Source organism: Franzmannia pantelleriensis, assembly GCF_900102875.1.
In the GTDB taxonomy this organism is placed as follows: Bacteria; Pseudomonadota; Gammaproteobacteria; order Pseudomonadales; family Halomonadaceae; genus Franzmannia; species Franzmannia pantelleriensis.
This window is the reverse complement of sequence record NZ_FNGH01000014.1, coordinates 78,503-97,074: the sequence shown is the minus strand read 5'-3', so window position 1 is coordinate 97,074 and position 18,572 is coordinate 78,503. Positions and strand designations below refer to the sequence as shown.

At 65.0% G+C, this 18,572-nt stretch carries 20 protein-coding genes and 1 tRNA gene; 9 read left to right on the top strand and 12 right to left on the bottom strand.

All coding sequences use genetic code 11. The features are described from left to right. Positions 1-72 precede the first annotated feature (72 nt). The 6 genes from murJ to rplU form a co-directional block, all read right to left on the bottom strand. Positions 73-1,596 (bottom strand): murein biosynthesis integral membrane protein MurJ, encoded by a 1,524-nt coding sequence (gene murJ, locus BLT16_RS17065; protein WP_089659769.1) that lies wholly within the window; start codon positions 1,594-1,596, stop codon positions 73-75. Between the two features lie 163 nt (positions 1,597-1,759). Beyond that, positions 1,760-2,026: a 30S ribosomal protein S20 gene (gene rpsT, locus BLT16_RS17060; RefSeq protein ID WP_089659712.1), complete on the bottom strand. Its 267-nt coding sequence runs from the start codon at positions 2,024-2,026 to the stop codon at positions 1,760-1,762. Positions 2,027-2,214: 188 nt separating this feature from the next. After that, positions 2,215-3,354, bottom strand: a complete 1,140-nt coding sequence (gene proB / locus BLT16_RS17055) for a glutamate 5-kinase (RefSeq protein WP_089659766.1) — start codon at positions 3,352-3,354, stop codon at positions 2,215-2,217. A 51-nt stretch (positions 3,355-3,405) separates the two neighbouring features. Next, complete coding sequence (cgtA, locus tag BLT16_RS17050) at positions 3,406-4,593, bottom strand: Obg family GTPase CgtA (protein ID WP_089659711.1); 1,188 nt, start codon at positions 4,591-4,593, stop codon at positions 3,406-3,408. An 86-nt stretch (positions 4,594-4,679) separates the two neighbouring features. Then, entirely contained in the window at positions 4,680-4,937 is a 258-nt protein-coding gene (rpmA, locus tag BLT16_RS17045) for a 50S ribosomal protein L27 (protein ID WP_089659709.1), read from the bottom strand. A gap of 35 nt (positions 4,938-4,972) precedes the next feature. Then, positions 4,973-5,284 (bottom strand): 50S ribosomal protein L21, encoded by a 312-nt coding sequence (gene rplU / locus BLT16_RS17040; protein ID WP_089659708.1) that lies wholly within the window; start codon positions 5,282-5,284, stop codon positions 4,973-4,975. A 254-nt stretch (positions 5,285-5,538) separates the two neighbouring features. On the opposite strand from rplU, the gene ispB reads away from it, so the two are divergent. The 4 genes from ispB to hepT all read left to right on the top strand — a co-directional run bounded on the left by ispB (position 5,539) and on the right by hepT (position 7,557). Then, a complete protein-coding gene (ispB, locus tag BLT16_RS17035) occupies positions 5,539-6,513 on the top strand; it encodes an octaprenyl diphosphate synthase (RefSeq protein WP_089659706.1) in 975 nt (324 codons plus the stop codon). Positions 6,514-6,587: 74 nt separating this feature from the next. Continuing rightward, positions 6,588-6,664 (top strand) — tRNA-Pro (locus BLT16_RS17030). Between the two features lie 85 nt (positions 6,665-6,749). Next, entirely contained in the window at positions 6,750-7,157 is a 408-nt protein-coding gene (gene mntA, locus BLT16_RS17025) for a type VII toxin-antitoxin system MntA family adenylyltransferase antitoxin (RefSeq protein WP_089659704.1), read from the top strand. Then, positions 7,147-7,557, top strand: coding sequence for a type VII toxin-antitoxin system HepT family RNase toxin (gene hepT, locus BLT16_RS17020; RefSeq protein ID WP_089659702.1), 411 nt, complete (start codon positions 7,147-7,149; stop codon positions 7,555-7,557). The genes mntA and hepT overlap by 11 nt, the downstream gene beginning before the upstream one ends. 9 nt (positions 7,558-7,566) lie before the next feature. On the opposite strand, the gene BLT16_RS17015 is transcribed toward hepT, so the two are convergent. Further along, on the bottom strand, positions 7,567-9,216 hold the full coding sequence (locus BLT16_RS17015) for a GMC family oxidoreductase (protein ID WP_089659700.1): 1,650 nt from the start codon (positions 9,214-9,216) through the stop codon (positions 7,567-7,569). A gap of 173 nt (positions 9,217-9,389) precedes the next feature. On the opposite strand from BLT16_RS17015, the gene BLT16_RS17010 reads away from it, so the two are divergent. Both BLT16_RS17010 and BLT16_RS17005 read left to right on the top strand, forming a co-directional pair. After that, positions 9,390-10,061 carry a response regulator transcription factor gene (locus BLT16_RS17010; RefSeq protein WP_089659698.1) on the top strand — a complete coding sequence of 224 codons (672 nt, stop codon included), beginning with the start codon at positions 9,390-9,392 and terminating at the stop codon, positions 10,059-10,061. After that, positions 10,061-11,473 (top strand): sensor histidine kinase, encoded by a 1,413-nt coding sequence (locus BLT16_RS17005; protein ID WP_089659696.1) that lies wholly within the window; start codon positions 10,061-10,063, stop codon positions 11,471-11,473. The genes BLT16_RS17010 and BLT16_RS17005 overlap by 1 nt, the downstream gene beginning before the upstream one ends. Here the strand turns inward: BLT16_RS17005 and BLT16_RS17000 are convergent. From BLT16_RS17000 to BLT16_RS16980, 5 genes are all read right to left on the bottom strand, one after another. After that, the gene (locus tag BLT16_RS17000) at positions 11,412-12,437 is read right to left on the bottom strand and encodes an AbrB family transcriptional regulator (RefSeq protein ID WP_089659694.1); all 1,026 of its coding nucleotides are present in this window, start codon (positions 12,435-12,437) and stop codon (positions 11,412-11,414) included. The two genes, BLT16_RS17005 and BLT16_RS17000, sit on opposite strands and share 62 nt — an antisense overlap. A 4-nt stretch (positions 12,438-12,441) precedes the next feature. After that, complete coding sequence (locus BLT16_RS16995; RefSeq protein ID WP_089659692.1) at positions 12,442-13,959, bottom strand: tripartite tricarboxylate transporter permease; 1,518 nt, start codon at positions 13,957-13,959, stop codon at positions 12,442-12,444. Between the two features lie 12 nt (positions 13,960-13,971). Beyond that, positions 13,972-14,421: a tripartite tricarboxylate transporter TctB family protein gene (locus tag BLT16_RS16990; RefSeq protein WP_089659691.1), complete on the bottom strand. Its 450-nt coding sequence runs from the start codon at positions 14,419-14,421 to the stop codon at positions 13,972-13,974. A 54-nt stretch (positions 14,422-14,475) separates the two neighbouring features. Beyond that, positions 14,476-15,474, bottom strand: coding sequence for a Bug family tripartite tricarboxylate transporter substrate binding protein (locus BLT16_RS16985; RefSeq protein ID WP_089659689.1), 999 nt, complete (start codon positions 15,472-15,474; stop codon positions 14,476-14,478). A gap of 157 nt (positions 15,475-15,631) precedes the next feature. Next, positions 15,632-15,925 carry an MFS transporter gene (locus BLT16_RS16980; protein WP_218124466.1) on the bottom strand — a complete coding sequence of 98 codons (294 nt, stop codon included), beginning with the start codon at positions 15,923-15,925 and terminating at the stop codon, positions 15,632-15,634. A gap of 328 nt (positions 15,926-16,253) precedes the next feature. On the opposite strand from BLT16_RS16980, the gene BLT16_RS16975 reads away from it, so the two are divergent. The 3 genes from BLT16_RS16975 to BLT16_RS16965 are packed head-to-tail and all read left to right on the top strand — an operon-like array spanning position 16,254 to position 18,570. Further along, positions 16,254-17,162, top strand: coding sequence for a beta-keto acid cleavage family enzyme (locus tag BLT16_RS16975; RefSeq protein ID WP_089659687.1), 909 nt, complete (start codon positions 16,254-16,256; stop codon positions 17,160-17,162). Further along, positions 17,159-18,115: an L-carnitine dehydrogenase gene (locus BLT16_RS16970; RefSeq protein WP_089659685.1), complete on the top strand. Its 957-nt coding sequence runs from the start codon at positions 17,159-17,161 to the stop codon at positions 18,113-18,115. Before BLT16_RS16975 ends, BLT16_RS16970 begins: the two co-directional genes overlap by 4 nt. Next, positions 18,115-18,570, top strand: a complete 456-nt coding sequence (locus BLT16_RS16965) for a thioesterase family protein (RefSeq protein WP_089659683.1) — start codon at positions 18,115-18,117, stop codon at positions 18,568-18,570. Before BLT16_RS16970 ends, BLT16_RS16965 begins: the two co-directional genes overlap by 1 nt. Positions 18,571-18,572: the final 2 nt, after the last annotated feature.

Genomic DNA, 18,572 nt, shown 5'->3' with positions numbered 1-18,572 from the left:
ACTCCGTGCCGTACCTCAGCGAATAAAACCATCGATTATAGCGGCCCACACTACGGGCGCCTATGCCGCCGCCTAGCCATTCAGCTTGAACTGGCTGGGCCGCACGCCCAGCGCCAGCAGCCAGGCGAAATAGACGCCAGCACCGGCCACCACCAGGGTCGCCAACCAGCCAACCCGGGTCCACACGCCCCAACCCAGCCAGGCCTGCCAGTCCGGCGCCAGCCCCCACAACAGCGCGCCCATCACCGCGCAGCCGCCGCCCAGCTGCAGCGCGAAGCGCCCCCAGCCGGGCTGGAAGACCAGCACGCCCTCGCGGCGCAGCAGATAACCCAGCAGCCCGGCGTTCATGAACGCCGACAGCGCCGTGGCCAAGGCCAGGCCGGCATGCGCCAGCGGCCAGATCAGGATCAGGTTGAAGACCATGTTGGCGACCATGGCGATGATGCCCACCTTGACCGGCGTCTTGGTGTTCTGGCGGGCGAAAAACCCCGGCGCCAGCACCTTGATCAGCATGAAGGCGATCAACCCCAGCGAGTAGGCGCGTAGGCTCATCGCCGCCATGCGGATGTCGTGTTCGGTCATGGCGCCATAGTGGAACAGCGAGATCAACAGCGGCTCGGCCAGCAGCACCAGCGCCAGCGCCGCAGGCAGCCCCAGCAGCAGCACCGCGCGGATCGCCCAGTCGAGCATGCGGGCGAAGTGCTGCGGCGACTGGTCGGCGTGACGCTTGGAGAGCGCCGGCAAGATCACCGTGCCGATGGCGATGCCGAACACCCCCAGCGGCAGCTCCACCAGGCGGTCGGAGTAGTAGAGCCAGGACACGCTGCCGGGACTCAGCAGTGAGGCCAGCACGGTATCCAGCAGCAGGTTGATCTGCGACACCGAGACCCCGAACAGCGCCGGTGCCATCAGCAGCAGGATGCGCTTGACGCCGCTGTGGGCGAAGTTGGGCCAGGGCCGCGGCATCAGCCCCAGCCGCACCAGAAACGGCACCTGAAAAGCCAGCTGCGCCATGCCGGCGATCATGCCCCCCCAGGCCAGCGCCATGGCCGGCTCACTCATCAGCGGCGTCAGCAGTACCGCCGCGCCGATCAACGACAGGTTGAGCAGCACCGGCGTGAAGGCGGGGATCGCGAAGCGGTTCCAGGTATTCAGCACGCTGCCAGCGAAGGCAGTCAGCGAAATCAGCAGCAGGTACGGGAAGGTCAGGCGCAGCATGTCGGCGGTCAGCGCCAGCTTGGCCGGGTCGCGTCCGAACCCCGGCGCAAACACCCACACCAGCCAGGGCGCAGCGAACATCGCTAGCGCGGTGACCAGCAGCAGCACCACCGCCAGGCTGCCGGCCACCGCATCGAGCAACTCACGCACCTCTTCACGGCTCTTGCGCGTGGCGTATTCCGAGAGTACCGGGATAAAGGCCTGATTGAAGGCGCCCTCGGCGAACAGCCGGCGCATGAAATTGGGTACCTTGAACGCCACGAAGAAGGCATCGGCGCCGTTGCCAGCACCGAACATGGCGGCCACCACCACGTCACGCGCCAACCCCATGACCCGCGACAGCATGGTCATGGCGCTGACGATTAGCCCCGAGCGCATCAACCCGACCCGTGCCGGCGGTTGCGCGGTCGCGGCTGGGTCCTGCGGCGGCTGGGATGAGGAGTCGTCGTTGGCCACGTCGGGCGTCACTTCCGCTGCTGAGAGGAGAAACCAGGCACAAAAAAACCGGCCGCAGCCGGTTCTTTCGCAGAGAGCGTCCGGCTTACGCAGCCAGCGCCTTAATTCGCTTGTTCAAGCGGCTCTTGAGGCGAGCGGCCTTTTTCTTGGACAGCACGTCCTTGTCGGCGATGCGGTCGATGACCGGCTGCGCCTGCTTGAAGGTGTCCATGGCCTGAGCGTGGTCGCCGCCGTTGATGGCCTTGATCACGCGCTTGATGTAGGTGCGGACCATGCTGCGCTGGCTCGCCTTGAGTACGCGACGATTTTCTGCCTGACGGGCACGCTTGCGGGCTTGCTTGCTGTTAGCCACTGCTGTCTCCTTGGAGAATTATTTCACCGACTTTCGGTAACTAGTTGACCAAGCTGGGATTATGCTGCACTCCCAACCGGTTTGGCCGTACTGGGTTGCACTCAACCACCGGGCCGTGTCTGAGAGGATGGCGCATTCTATCACGCCAAAAGCCCGCTTGCTACTGCGAAACCCGCATGAGACGGGCATCATAGCACCACCAGGTTGTCACGGTGGATCAACTCCGGGGCCTCCATATAGCCGAGCAGCGCTTCGATCTGGTGACTCGGCTTGCCGAGCAGCCGTGCGGCATCTTCGGCACCGTAGTTGACCAGCCCCTTGGCCACCCGCTCGCCGCGCTCGTCAACGCACACCACCATGTCGCCGCGCACGAAGTTGCCACTGACCGCGGTGACGCCCACCGGCAGCAGACTCGAGCCGCGGCCGCGCAGCACCTGCACGGCACCGGCATCCAGGGTGAGGCTGCCGCGCACCTGCAGCTGCCCGGCCAGCCAGCGCTTGCGCGCGGCGAGCGGCGCCTGCTCGGGGCGCAGCAGGGTGCCCAGCCGCTCGCCCTCGATCAGCCGCGTCAGCACGTCAGGCTGGCGACCACTAGCGATCGCCGTGACCGCGCCGGAGCGCGCCGCCAGCCTGGCCGCCAGCACCTTGGTGGTCATGCCACCACGCCCCAGTGCCCCGCCGCCGCCGGCCATCGCCGCCAGTGCCGGATCGCCGGCGCGGCCCTCATGGATCAGCTGGGCGGTCGGGTCGTGGCGCGGATCGGCGTCGAACAGCCCCTCCTGATCGGTGAGAATCACCAGCGCCTCCGCCTCCAGCAGGTTGGCGACCAGCGCGCCGAGGGTGTCGTTGTCGCCGAAACGAATCTCGTCGGTGACCACGGTATCGTTCTCGTTGACCACCGGCACCACCCGCAAATCGACCAGGGTGCGCAGCGCCGAACGCGCATTCAGATAGCGCTTGCGATTGGAGAGGTCGTCATGGGTCAGCAGAATCTGGGCGGTAAGCAGACCGTGGCGGGCAAAGTGGCCTTCGTAGCACTCGGTGAGCCCGTTCTGGCCCACCGCTGCAGCGGCCTGCAGCTCATGCACTGCGGAAGGCCGCGCCTGCCAACCCAGGCGCACCATGCCCGCCGCCACCGCGCCGGACGACACCAGCACCACCTCGATACCGCGGCGATGCAGCTCGGCGATCTGATCCACCCAGCCGCCAATGGCCGGCTCATCGAGACCACGACCATCGTTGGTCAGCAGCGCGCTGCCGATCTTGACCACTACGCGCCGGGCGCCGCTCAGCGCCTCGCGCCCGGGTGACTGCTGATTGCTTTCCACTTGGCTCTCCAAGGCAATAGTCCTTTAACTCAGAGAAACGGCACGGACGCGTTACTGCACGTATTCCACTTCGACATCATAATCATCGTCGTCGAAATCGTCGTCGTCCTCATCGACCCGCTTGCGCTTGCGGCCCAGACGCGCCTCGGTGCGCGCCACCGACTCGGCCTCCATCCGCGCGCGCATCTCACGCTCACGCTCGGCGGCGGCCTCATCCTCGTTCTCGAGGCGGCGCTGCTCGGTCAACCAGCGGTGCGCGGCCTGCACCAGCGCCTCGGTGCCATCGCCGGAGATCGCCGAGATGCGATACACCGGGCCGTCCCAGGCAAGGCGCTCGAGGATCGCCTGGGCGGCGGCCTCGCGCTCCTCCTCGGGCAGCAGGTCGAACTTGTTGAGTACCAGCCAGCGCGGCCGTTCGGCCAGCGCCGGCGAGAATTGCTCGAGCTCATGCACGATCGCCTCGGCGGCCGCCACCGGGTCCGACTCGTCGAACGGCGCCACGTCGATCACGTGGAATAGCAGCCGGGTGCGGGTCAGGTGCTTGAGAAAACGCAGCCCCAGGCCGGCACCGTCGGAGGCGCCCTCGATCAAACCCGGCACATCGGCCATCACGAAGTGCTCGTGCATGCCCAGCTTCACTACCCCGAGGTTGGGCACCAGGGTGGTGAAGGGGTAGTTGGCGACCTTGGGCTTGGCCGCGGAAACCGCACGGATCAGCGTCGACTTGCCGGCATTGGGCATGCCCAGCAGGCCGACGTCGGCCATCACCTTCATCTCCAAGCGCAGGTTGCACCGCTCGCCCTCGGTGCCCAGGGTGGTGCGCCGCGGCGCACGGTTGGTCGACGACTTGAAGTGAATGTTGCCCAGTCCGCGGCGGCCGCCCTGGGCGACCAGCACGACCTGGCCGATCTCGGTGACGTCGGCGATCACCTCGAGGGTGTCCTCGTCGATCACCGTGGTGCCCACCGGCACCTTGACGTGCAGATCCTCGCCGGCCTTGCCGCTCATCTGGCGCCCCATGCCACCCTGACCGTTCTGGGCCTTGTAGAAACGCTGATACTTGAAGTCGATCAGCGTATTCAGCGCATCGTCACCGATCAGGTAGACACAACCGCCGTGGCCGCCATCGCCACCGTCCGGGCCGCCCTTGGGCACATACTTCTCACGGCGGAAGCTCAGGCAGCCGTTACCGCCCTTGCCGGCTTCGGCGATGATCGAGGCTTCGTCGACGAACTGCATGTTTCACTCTCCTGACGGACATTGCCGTCATGATACGCAAAAGGCCCCGCCATGGCGGGGCCTTTCACAACAGGTTCGCAGCGCTCTCAGGCAGAGACGACGCTGACGAACTTGCGGTTTTTCGGACCCTTGGTCTCGAACTTGATCACGCCGTCGCTCAGGGCAAACAACGTGTGATCGCGGCCGAGGCCGACGCCGGTGCCGGCGTGGAACTTGGTGCCGCGCTGACGCACGATGATGTTGCCAGCGGTCACGACCTGGCCACCGTACAGCTTGACACCAAGGCGTTTGGATTCGGAATCGCGGCCGTTACGCGTGGAGCCGGCTGCCTTCTTATGAGCCATTGCAAATACCTCGCTCTATCAGGGGGCGTGTCCGCTTAGGCGGAGATCCCGGTGATCTTGACTTCAGTGAACCACTGACGGTGGCCCTGACGCTTCATGTGGTGCTTGCGGCGACGGAACTTGATGATGGTCACCTTGTCGCCACGGCCGTGGGACACGACCTCTGCAGAGACCTTGGCACCCTCGACCAGCGGCGCGCCGACCTTAGTCTCGTCGTCGCTACCGACCAGCAGCACCTGGTCAAACTCCAGCGTTTCGCCGGTGGCAATTTCCAGCTTCTCGAGTTTCAGGGTCTGCCCTTCCTGAACGCGGTACTGCTTGCCACCGCTCTTGATAACTGCATACATGTCTAGACTCTCCAAACACTCATCGGGGTTGCGCTCTTCATCGGCCTGCGGCGAGTGGCGCCCCTTTTGGCAACCATCTGACAGGGAGCATGATGAGTCGGGTCGCGGATTATAGCCGCCTCGCTACCGCGACACAAGGCCCTGGCCACGCCCATCCTTGCTTGACGCCCCCATGAGGCGCCCATAGCATAGCCCTCAATCCAAGGTCGGCCCGCTCCGGGCGACAGGCCCCACCTCTTACAAGCAGCGCGCCCATGCAGCCGACAGCATCGCCCCTTCACGCGGCGGTGGCCGAGGATTTCGCCGCCGTCGACCGCACCATCCTGGCCAAGCTCGCCTCGCGGGTGCCGCTGGTCGAGTCCATCGCCGGCTATATCGTCGAGAGCGGCGGCAAGCGGCTGCGCCCGCTGCTGGTGCTGCTGGCCGCACGCTCCCTCGACTACCGCGGTGACAAGCACATTACCCTGGCCACCCTTATCGAGTTCATGCATACCTCGACGCTGCTCCACGACGATGTCGTCGACGAGTCACACATGCGTCGCGGCAAGGCCACCGCCAACGACGCCTGGGGCAATGCGCCCTCGGTGCTGGTCGGCGATTTCCTCTATTCGCGCTCCTTCCAGATGATGGTCGAGATCGGCTCGATGCGGATCATGGAAGTGCTTTCGTCGGCCACCTGCACCATCGCCGAAGGCGAGGTGCTGCAATTGACCAATGTCGGCAACCCCGACGTCGATGAAGCCGCCTACTTCGACACCATCCAAGGCAAGACCGCGATGCTGTTCGAGGCCGCCAGCCACAGTGGCGCGATCCTTGCCGCGGCCAGCCCCAAGCAGGAGGCCGCCCTGCAGCACTACGGCCGCTACCTGGGCCTGGCCTTCCAGCTGGTCGACGACCTGCTTGACTACCAGGGCGACGCCTCGGCAATGGGCAAGAACGTCGGCGACGATCTCGCCGAGGGAAAGCCCACCCTGCCGCTGATTTACGCCATGCGTGAAGGCACCCCGGAGCAGGCCCAGCTGATCCGCCGAGCGATCCGCCAGGGCGGCCTCGAGCGGCTCGATGAGGTACTGGCGATCGTCGAGCAAACCGGCGCCCTGTCTTACACGCGCCAGCGCGCCGAGGAGATGTCCGCCAAGGCACTGGAGCAGCTCGAACAGCTGCCACCGAGCCGCTATCGCGACAGCATGGCAGAGCTGGCGCAACTGGCGGTGGAACGTACCACCTGAGCCGTCCCCGCCACTTGCATCATGGCACAGAATCCGTATACTTCCCCACCGTTGAGGCGCAAGCCCAACCGCGTCGGAGCGTAGCTCAGCTTGGTAGAGCGCTGCCTTCGGGAGGCAGAGGTCGTAGGTTCGAATCCTGTCGCTCCGACCAAAGAATTCCCTTACGCCCTGCGATTTATTCGCGGGGCGTTTTCGTATGCTAATCTGGCGGCTCATGCCGCTGCCGGAGCGTCAGCATGCTGACGGTTGCCCAACAACAGACGTTAACCACCCTGCTGCGCCAGGCGCTGCCCTCGCTGCAGGCCGTCTACCTGTTCGGCAGCCAGGCAAGCGGACAGGCCCGACATGATAGCGATACCGACCTCGCCATCCTGCTTCCCAAGCCCGCAGACGCCGAAACGCTTTGGCGCCTCGGCGACGAAATCGCCGGCGCGCTCGGCCAGGATGTCGACCTGGTCGATTTACGCCAGGCAAGCACCGTGATGCGGCACCAGATCATTACCCAAGGCACCCGCCTTTGGCGACGCGATCAAGCTGCGGACGAATTCGAGCTCAGCTGCTTGAGCGAATACTGGGATCTACAGATCATGCGCCGCGACATTCTCTCCGATATTCGCCAGCGGGGCAGTGTCTATGACCGATGACGTGCTGCTCAACAAGGCAGCCACCATCGAGCGCTGCGTGGCTCGCGCCCAGCAGGAGTACCAAGCCGCGGGCGCAGGATTCACCCAGGATTTTACTCGCCAGGACGCTGCCATTCTCAACTTGCAGCGCGCCTGTGAAGCGGCCATCGACGGCGGTTCTCACCTGGTTCGCCGCCAGGCCTTGGGTGCACCGCAGAGCGCCCGCGACGTATTCGACTTGTTGGTCGCCGCAGGACAGCTCGACGCTCCGCTTGGCGACGTGCTCAAGCGCATGACGGGATTTCGCAATATTTCGGTGCACGATTACCAGAAGATTCAGATCCCGATCGTTGTCGCCATCATCACCAAGCATAGCGACGACCTGCTGAGTTTCGCCCGGCGGCTGATCGAACTGAGCTGAGCTTACCCGTCACTCCCCTGCCAATATCCAGCGCGCCGCCTTCTCAGCGATCATCAGCGTGGGTGAATTGGTGTTGCCGCTGGTGATGGTCGGCATCACGCTGGCGTCCACCACCCGCAGGCCATCGACGCCGTGCACCCGCAGGTGCGAGTCGACCACCGCCATGGGATCCTCGGCGCGGCCCATCTTGGCCGTGCCCACCGGGTGGAAGATGGTGGTGCCGATATCCCCGGCCAGCCGCGCCAGGTCGTCGTCGCTCTGGTACTCGATGCCGGGCTTGACCTCCTCCGGCCGATACTTGGCAAAGGCCGGCTGCTCGGCAATGCGCCGGGTGACCCGCAGCGAATCCGCCGCCACCTTGCGATCCTCCTCGGAGCTCAGGTAGTTGGGGGCGATCGCCGGCGCCTGCCGCGGGTCGGCGCTCTTGATCCGCACCGTGCCACGGCTGGAGGGGTTGAGGTTGCAGACGCTGGCGGTGATCGCCGGGAAGTCGTGCAGCGGCTGGCCGAAGGCCGGCAGGCTGAGCGGCTGAACGTGGTACTCGAGATTGGGATGCGCATAGTCGTCGCTGCTGCGGGTGAAGGCACACAGCTGCGACGGCGCCATGCTCATCGGCCCGGTGCGGTGTAGCAGGTACTCCATGCCGATCCTGGCCTTGCCTAGCCAGGAGGCCGCCAGGGTGTTGAGGGTCTTGGCACCGCTGACCCGATAGACCGAGCGGATCTGCAGGTGATCCTGAAGGTTCTCCCCCACCCCCGGCAGCTCGCGCACCAGCGGAATGCCGTGCTCGGCGAGCAGGCCCGCGGGACCAATGCCCGAAAGCTGCAGCAGCTGTGGCGAGCCTATCGCACCGGCGGAGAGGATTACCTCGCGTTGCGCACGGGCAACCTCCTCCTCACCGCCACGCTCGACGCGAACCCCGGTGCAGCGTGGCGCGCCACCCCGATCGAACTCGAGCCCCAGTACCTGGGTGGAGTGCCAGAGCGTCAGGTTGCTGCGCTTCTCGACACCCCGCAGAAACGCCTTCGAGGCGTTCCAGCGCCAGCCACCGCGCTGATTGACCTCGAAGTAGTCGACCCCCTCGTTGTCACCGCGGTTGAAGTCGTCGGTACGTGGAATCCCTGCCTGCACCGCCGCCTCGGCGAAGTCGTCCAGCACCGCCCAACTGAGGCGCTGCTTCTCGACCCGCCACTCGCCGCCGTGGCCATGAAAATCACGGTGGGCGGCATCGCCGTCGCCGTTTTCATCCAGCCGACAGTGGTCCTCATGCCTGACGAAGTCGGGCAGGCAGCTCTCCCAGCGCCAGTCGTCGTCGCCCACCGCCTCGGCCCAGCCGTCGTAATCACGCGCCTGGCCGCGGATATACAGCATGCCATTGATGCTCGAACAGCCACCCAGCGTCTTGCCGCGCGGATAGATCAGCGATCGCCCGTTTAGTCCCGGATCCGGCTCGGTGCGAAACATCCAGTCGGTGCGCGGATTGTCGATGCAGTAGAGATAGCCCACCGGGATATGAATCCAGTGGTAGTTATCGCGTCCTCCCGCCTCGATCAGCAGCACCCGGTTGCCTGGATCGGCACTCAGGCGATTGGCCAGCAGGCAGCCGGCGGTACCGGCTCCCACCACGATATAGTCGAACGCTGTCGCATCATTGCGCATTGGCCACCCTGTCTCGTTGCTGTGTCGTGCGGCGTACGCTCTGCTCGATGCCGCCGGCCTACCTCAGCCTAACGGGTTGCCAGCGCCCGACAATTGACCTTTCGGTTAGCGGGCGGCTAGCTGCTCGGTCAATGATAGAATGCCGGACACGCAGCAAAGCCGGGGATAGAGCGATGAAAGTGCTGGTGGTGGAAGACAACGACAATCTAGCGCGCTCCATCTCGGCAGCGCTCGAGGACACCGGCTTCAAGGCCGAGGTGAGCCGCGACGGCCGCAGCGCCGAACACTGCCTGGAGCTTGGCGCCTACGACCTTCTGGTTCTCGATTTAGGGCTGCCCGAACTCGACGGCATCAGCCTGCTGCGTCGCCTGCGGCAGCGTCAGGACACTATCCCGGTGCTGATCATCTCCGCACGGGACGCCCTGGACCAGCGTATTCTGGGACTCGAGGAGGGGGCCGACGACTATCTCTGCAAGCCCTTTTCACTGGATGAAGTCGCCGCCAGGGCCAAGGCGCTGGTGCGTCGGGCTAAACAGTTCGGAGGCGAGACCCTGTGCTGTGGCCGCCTGGAACTCCAACCCGATGCGATGGAGCTAAGGCTGGACGGTGACCCCGTGGTATTGCACCGCCGCGAGCTAGAGGTGCTGGAGTATCTGATGATCAATCAGGGTCGTTTGGTCAGCAAAGGGCAGATTGCCGACCGCCTCTCCACTACCGATGATCTGGTCAGCCACACCGCAGTGGAGACCTATGTGTCGCGCCTGCGCAAGAAGCTTGGCGTCGATGTCGGCCTCAAGACGGTACGCGGCCTTGGCTATCTGCTCGACCCACAGGATGCCGGCTGATGCGTTCGATTCGTACCCGCCTGCTGGTCTGGATCGGTCTGCCTTTCACCGGCCTGGCAATGCTGGCACTGCTCTCCAGTTACTTCTTGCTGTCGCGGCAAATCAACGAGACCTTCGATGACATGCTGCTCAACGCCGCCGAGCGGGTCGAACGGCGCATCCACTCGGTGGATGGCGAGCTCCGTGTCAACATGCACTATTTCAGCATCAGCACCCTCGGCAGCCGTGGCGATGGCAAGATCTTCTATCGCATCCAGGAGGTCGACGGCGACATGCTGGTCGGCTTTGCGGGTCTCGAAGGGCCGCCTGACGTGCCCGACCAGCCGCTATTCTACGACGTCGACTATGCCGGTAACTCACTGCGTGCCGTCGCTCTGACCTTTCCATTGACGCGCGCTAATCAGCACCGCGAGATCGAAGTGATCGTCGCCGAGTCCACGGAGCCACGTCGGGCTTTGGTCAGCGACTTCATGTTGACGCTGAGCAGCCTGATGGCGGTAGGCGGGCTGCTCGCCATCTCCATCGCCCTGCTGGCCATCCATAAGGGCCTCGCCCCGCTGAATGCCATCCGCCGCGCCCTGCACCGCCGCTCGCCGAATGACCTGGAGCCACTGGTGGGCGACGTGCCGCGCGAGGTCGCGCCGCTGATTCAGAGCATCAATCAGTTGATGGAGCGCATGCGCCTGAGCATCCAGAACACTCAGCAGCTCAATGCCGACGTATCCCATCAGCTGCGTACGCCAGTCTCGGAAATCCGCGCCTTGAGCGAGCTGACGCTGACGCGCAGCCGCGAACCAGAGACCCGAACCAACCTCAGTGAGATCAGGCGCATCGCCGAGCACGCCGGCCACACCGTCGAACAGTTGCTCAGATATGCCAAGACGCGCCATGAGCTTGTCGACAGCGCCACGCTGGCCAGCGTCGATCTGGCGGACATCTGCCGTGACGCCTGTGCTCAGGCGGCAACGAGCATCTATCAGCGCGGCCAGGAGCTGGCCCTGGAGGCCGATGAGCAAACGCCAGCACTGCTCGGCGATCCCATCATGCTACGCTGGATGGTGCAGAACCTGATCGACAACGCCAGCCTCCACGCAGGCGGCGAGCAGCCCTATCGCGGCAGCATTCAGGTCGCCGTCGAGTATCGCGACGGCCGCTGCCTGCTGGCCGTGCGCGACGCCGGGGTGGGCGTCGACGAATCGCGCCTAACGCACCTTACCGAGCGTTTCTATCGTGCCGATACGCGTACCCAGGGCAGCGGCCTGGGCCTCGCCATTGCCGAACAGATCGCCCAGGCCCACGGCGCGCGGCTGACCCTGCGCAACCGTAAGGCGGGAGGATTCGAAGCCATCGTCAGCTTCCCGGTGCCGCCTTTCCATAGCGTGCCCGTACCCAGCGCAGCATCCACGGCGTAAGCGCGATCAGCAGCAACAGGCGCAGCACATGATGCGACACGACATAGACAGGATCGACGTCGACGGCCACGGCGATGACCGCCATCTCGCCCACCCCACCGGGCAGCAGCGCGAGCAGCACCGCGACGAAGCTCAGCTCGGTGGTAAATGCCACCAGCAGTGCCACCCCCGCCGCCAGGGCCACGGCAAACAGCGCAAACAGCAGCCCGACGCGTCCCACCTTCACCACGCGACGCCAGGAGGTGGCCGAAAAGCGCGAGCCGATCGAGCTGCCCAGAATCAGAAAGGTGGCCAGCAGACACACGCTGGGCAGCGCCAGCGGCACACCGAGGCTGGTGAGCAGCGCACTCACCACTAGCGGGCCAAGGAACTCGGCCAACGGCAGGCGCAAGCAGCGCCCCAGCCACCAACTCGCCGGCGCCAGCAGCCACCAGAGCAGGTCGACGCTGAGCAGGCCAGCCTCATCCGTCATGGTCACGTCATCGACCAGTAGCGCCGCCATCAACGCAGCGGACGACACCACCACCGCCAGGCGCATGGAGTGGGAAATAGCGATCCAGCGCACGTCACCGCCAGCACGCTCGGCCAGCACCAGCGCCGAGTTCATGCTTCCCGGAAACGCGCTGAACAAGGCATTGAGCGGAGCGACACCGCCACGCACAAAGAGCGCTCCGCCGCCAACCAGCAGCAGCGCCATATAGAGCAGCATGGCGATAACACTGGGGTACCATTCCACCAGCTGCGCCAATTCCCCAGCATCCACGCGCTGACCAATGAAGACCCCGAGGGTGGCAATGGCCAGACGGTGTAGCCGTTTGTCCACCGCGGTGGTGACGCCCAGCAGCGACACCGCCAGTACCATGAACAGTGCCCCCAGCATCCACGCCAGGGGCAGTGATAGCAGAGTCGCGATAGCGCCGCCCAGGGCGCCCAACCCCAGGGTTTTCCAGGTCAAGGGCACCATCTGGTTAGCTCGACGCGTCGGTCGACACGCTCCGCTTGCGTCCCAACCGCGCTATCAATGGCCGTCCGAACAGCGACACCAACATCAGCACCATGATACCCATCGCCACCGGGCGCTCGAACAGGTAGGTGATGTCACCGCCGCTGATCTGGTGGGAGTGCAGCAGCGATTTCTCGGCCATGGCCCCCAGCAGCATGCCGATCACCATCGCGGGCACTGAATAACCGTAATGTCGGAACAGCCAGCCCACCACGGCAAAGATCAGCACCGTCGCCGGCCCCGTCATATTGCCAGTGAGGCCGAAGGAGCCCATCACTGCCAGCACCAGCACCGAGGGAATCAGGTAGCGCATCGGCACCTTGATGATATTCGCCAGCAGCGGGATGAACAGCAGCCCCACGGCCACCAACAGGAAGACCTGAGCGAAGTTGGCGAAGATGATGGCGTAGACCACGTCGGTCTGCTGGCGAATGAACTGCGGGCCGCCGGTGATGTTGTGCATGGCGAAGGCGGCCAGCATCACCGCTGTGGCGCCGCCTCCGGGTATTCCCAAGGCCAGCAGCGTGGCCATCGACCCCGCCTCGGAGGTACTGTTGGCCGACTCGGACGCCACCACCCCCTTGGGATTGCCCTTGCCGAAGGAGGCGGGGTCGGGATCGCGGCGCTGGGTCTCGACGTAGGAGAGCAGGTTCGACACCGACGATCCCACCCCCGGCACCGCGCCGACGAAGACACCGATCAGGCCACCGCGGATCATCACCCATGGGTAACGACAGGCCATCTTGAAGCCAGCAAAGATCTCGCTGATGCGCACCTTGCGCGACGCTTCAGATTCGACGATAAAGCCCTTGTTGGCCAGCTTGAACAGCTCGGAGGCGGCAAACATGCCCATCATCGCCGGGATCACCGGCACCCCGTCGAGCAGATACGTCTGGCCCATGGTGCCACGCGCCATGCCCAGCTCGTTGAAGCCAATGGTGCCCACCAGCAGGCCAACGAAGCCGGCGATCAGGCCCTTGAGCACCTGTTCGCCCTTGAGGCTGGCAATCAGCGTCATCCCCCAGAGGATTACCGCAAACATCTCTGCCGGCCCCAGCCTGAGCACCATCAAGGAGAGCGGCTGGATCATCACGAACAGGATCATATAGCCCATCAGCACGCCGATCACCGACGATGCCAGGGCAATGCCCAGGGCCTGGTTATGGCGCCCCTGACGGGCCATCGGGTAGCCATCGAAGGCGGTGGCGATCGCCGACGAGGTGCCGGGAATATTCATCAAGATCGCCGGGATGCCGCTACCAAAAGAGCCACCGGTAAAGATCGCAGTCAGAAACAGCATTGCCTGGACGAAATCCATGTACAGCGTCATCGGCAGGAAGATCGCCATGGCCATGGAGATCTGCAGCCCCGGCGTGGCGCCGAAGATCAAACCGATGATGATCCCCGGCACCACTACCAGCCAGGGGCTAAAGTCGGTAAACAGCAGATTCAGGCCCTGCTCGACGGCCGTGAAATCGATCATGGTGTCACCCCGTTAACCCTGAAGGATCAGCATGTGCATGGGATAGGGCAGCATCAGCGCGAAGAAGAACGCCACGCCGAACCCAAAGGCCACGCTATAGCCGCCCAACAGCAGCCAGTTGCGCTCGCCTTTCAGCACCAGGAAGGCGGCGATGAAGAGCACCGTGGCCACGTCGAAGCCGAGCGTTTCCAGCGACATCACATAGGCGGCGAAGAGGCCTACCACCGGTAGCGTCTGGCGTAACGGCTCGGCGTCGGGGCGCGCCAGCAACGTGCCCTTGCGCAGGCGCATCACCAGCTCCAGCAGCACGATGGCCAGAACGATCAGGGCCAGGGGAAGAATCAGCAGCAGGTTCTGGACGGCGGACGAGACGCGAATGGCATCGAACAGATACCACAGCGTAAAGCCAGCCAGCGCCATGAGGACCAGCAGGTCCCCATAGTCGCGATCACGGGTGGTCATGACATCACTCCCAGCCGCCCCATGCAGGGCATGGGGCGGCGGTAAAGGCAAGCATCAGTTAAGCAGGTGGGCGTACTTCTCGAAGGTCTCGTAGTTCTCGCGCATCAGCTCATTGGCACGCTCGGGACCGACCCAAACGCCGCCGATATCCTGGCTTTCGAGCTCATCCTGGACATCCTTGCGCGCCAAGGCGTTCTGGATCGCATCGGCAAGCACTTCGAAACGCTCGGGATGCTGACGCTCGAATTCGCTGGTCACCGCGAAGCCGCGCATTGACCCCTGCAGCACCGGCACCTCGAGATCCATCTCACTGAGCGCTTCGTTGATCGGCGGCGCATCCCACTGGTCGATACGCTCGTCATTGACGATCGCCAGCGGCGTCAGGAACTCGCGGATACCCTCGCTGCCCTGAGCACTGATTGACACGAAATCGACCTGCTGGCCGGCGACCGCCGAGCGCGCCTCACCGCCACTGTTGTAGGTCACCAGGTTGAGGTTTTCCTGCGGAATGCCGGCTTCATCGAGCAGCAGACGCACCATCAGGTGACCCGCAGAACCCTGCACCACCGAGCCGCGCACCTGACCGGGATTGTCGCGAATGGTCTCGAGCAGCGTCGGCAGGTCCTCAAAACCGCTGTCTTTGTTGGCCGCGATCAGATCCAGATCGAACCACTGGAAATTGAGGTAGGAGAAATCGTCGACACTGTAGTCGGCACCGCCACTCAGGATGGTATTGGTCAGGTACGGAGCGAATGTCGAGGCATAGATGGTATAGCCGTCGTCCGGCATGTTGAGCATGTAGTTGGCTGACACCTGGGTGCCGGCTCCGGGACGGTTGGTGACCTGTACCGGCACCCCGAGCTCCTCGGCGACGAAGCTCGACATGGTCCGGGTCATTCGGTCGGCGCTTCCCCCGGTACCGAAACCGACCACCATATTGACGGGGCGATCAGGGAACTCCTCGGCGGCAACCGGCAGTGCGAGCGAGGTCAGCATAGCCGCGGCGCCAATCAGCAGCGTTTTCTTCTTGAGGATATTGAGCGTGTTGAGCATGACGTTTCGCCTCTTGTAAGGACTTATTGTCACAGGCAAGTGCCTGCGTGCAGAGGCACGCTATCCGACGAAACTGTCATCAAGCTTGCACGGCGCCTTTTCTAGACCAAAGTTGAATGCACAAGTGGCCACCTCACATTGACCTCGTGTGCCGACGTCACCTCAAGTCGCGCTCCAGTTCAACTGTTGGCAGCCACCAGGCGACGATGCCCAGCAGTGGCAAGTAGGCACACAGCTGATAGACGGTTTCGATACTGGTCTGGTCAGCCAGATAACCAAGCAGCGCAGCGGCGATACCGGCCATCCCAAAGGCAAGACCGAAGAATAGCCCCGAGATCAGCCCGATACGGCCAGGCACCAGCTCCTGGGCATAGACCACGATCACCGAGCCGGTGCCAACCAGCACCGTCGCCAGCAGCAGAATTGACCAGGTGCGCCATGCTGATGCCACCGAGCACCGTAAAGCTGGCCATCGTCGCCGCCCCGTACTCGCCGGCCACCGCATTCGATCGACCTGGACGCATATTACGCTCCTGATAATGCCGTCCCCTCAGACGCCTGCCGAGGCGCCAGACCCATTGCCGCTAAAGCCTACAGGCGTTGCTCAGATCGACCAAGCAACCCGCATGTTCCTTCGGGTGAGTGGCGCAGGCATCTGAGCCTGGCGCCCCGGCAGAAATGGCGCAATACGTCAACTATCCGGCGCCTTATGTAGTGTTGTCTGGCCACCGTTCAACCACACTCCCCTCATCACATTCACCCGCGGGAGGAGCGTCCCCATGAATCGCAACGTCATTCTCACCTGCGCCGTCACCGGCGCAGGCGACACCACCGCCAAGAGCGACAAGGTCCCCGTCACCCCCAAGCAGATCGCCGATGACTGCATCGCTGCGGCCCGGGCCGGCGCCAGCATTGCGCATATCCATGTGCGCGACCCGGAGACCGGCGGTATCAGCCACTCCGTGGCGCACTTCCGCGAGGTGATGGAGCGGGTCCGCGAGGCAGACGTGGATATCGTCATGAACATCACCGCCGGCGGCGGCGGCGACTGGATCCCCGACGCCGAGGACCCCACCCGCGGCGGCCCGGGCACCGATATCCAGACCCCGGCGGAGCGCCATGCGCCGGTGGCCGAGCTGCTGCCGGAGCTCTGCACCCTGGACTGCGGCAGCCTCAACTTCGGCGACATGGTCTACGTGAACACCGCCGACTGGCTGCGCGAGCATGCCCGCCTGGTACAGGCCGCCGGGGTCAAGCCGGAGCTGGAATGCTTCGACCTTGGCCATGTGTGGTTCGCCCGCCAGCTACAGCAGGAGGGCCTGCTCGACGGCGACCCGCTCTACCAGCTCTGCTTAGGCATCCCCTGGGGCGCCGAGGCCGACACCGAGACCATGCTGGCCATGCGCAACAAGCTGCCGGAAAACGCCCACTGGGCCGCCTTCGGCATCGGCCGCCAGCAGATGCCCATGGTCGCCCAGGCGGTGCTGCTGGGCGGTCATGCCCGGGTCGGCCTGGAGGACAACCTCTACCTGGAGAAGGGCGTCCTGGCCACCAACGGCCAACTGGTCGAGAAGGCCGGCACCCTGATTGAGAACCTCGGCGCCCGGGTGATGACCCCCGCCGAGACCCGCGCCCATCTCAAGCTGCGCGACCCGCGCACCGGGAAGGTCGTTGGAGGTGACGCATGAGCCGCCAACTGAGCGTGATCGGCACCGGCGTCATCGGTAACGGCTGGATCGCCCGGGCCCTGGCTCGGGGCTGGGACGTGGTGGCCTTCGACCCGGCCCCGGAGGCCCCGGCGCGCACCCGCGCCTTCGTCGACAACGCCTGGCCATCCCTGGAGCGCCTGGGCCTGGCGGAGGGCGCCAGCCCCGCGCGGCTCACCTTCGTCGACAGCCTCGAGGCCGCCGTGGCCGGCGCCGACCTGATCCAGGAGAACGTCCCGGAGCGCCTGGCGCTCAAGCGCGAGATCCTCGCCGCCCTGGACGCCGCCGCCGAGGCGGAGGTGATCATCGGCTCGTCCACGTCGGGCTTCAAGCCCAGCGACCTGCAGCAAGACTGTGCCAAGGCGCCGGGGCGGGTGATCGTCGCCCACCCCTTCAACCCGGTCTACCTGCTGCCGCTGGTCGAGCTGGTGGGGGGCGAGGCCACCGCCAGCGAGCAGACCACCCAGGCTCAGGCCCTTTATCGCGACCTGGCCATGCGCCCCCTGGTGGTACGCCGTGAGATCGAGGGGCATATCGCCGACCGCCTGATGGAAGCGCTGTGGCGTGAGGCCCTGCACCTGGTCAACGACGGCGTGGCCACCACCGAGGAGATCGATGCCGCGGTGGTCTACGGCTGCGGCCTGCGCTGGTCGCTGATGGGCACCTTCCTGACCTTCCACCTGGCCGGCGGCGAGCCGGGCATGCGGCATATGCTGGAGCAGTTCGGCCCCGCCCTGAAGCTGCCCTGGACCAAGCTCGAGGCCCCCGAGCTAACCGATGAGCTGATCGACAAGGTGGTCGAAGGCTGCGAGCACCAGGCCGCCGGCCGGCCGGTCAGCGAGCTCGATCGCCGTCGCGACGACTTCCTGGTCGAGCTGCTCGATCTGGTGCACAAATACTGGCCCGAAGCGGAAGGCCTGGAGGGGCGCATCTGATGGTGATCCTCGAGACCCGGGTGGCCCCGGCGTGGGTCGACTACAACGGCCATATGAACGATGCCGAGTACGCCAGGGTCTTCTCCCTGGCGGTGGAGGCGCTGATGGACCAGGTCGGCCTGGATGCTGCGGGTCGCGCCCATCATGGCTATACGCTCTACACCCTGGAGACCCATCTCTGCTACCGCCGCGAAGTTCATCAGGACCAGCCGCTCGAGGTGGCGCTGACCCTGCTGGATCGCGACGCCAAGCGGCTGCACGCCTTCTTCGAGCTGTTCGACGAGGAGCGCAACCTGCTGGCCACCAGCGAGCAGATGCTGATGGGCATGAACCAGCAGAGCGGCCGCCCCGACGCCTTCCCGGCGCCGGTGGCCGAGGCGCTGGCCGAGCTGCCCCACGCCGAGCCAGAGCACTGGCCGCTGCTGGCCGGGCGCCGCATCGGTATCCGGCGCTGAGC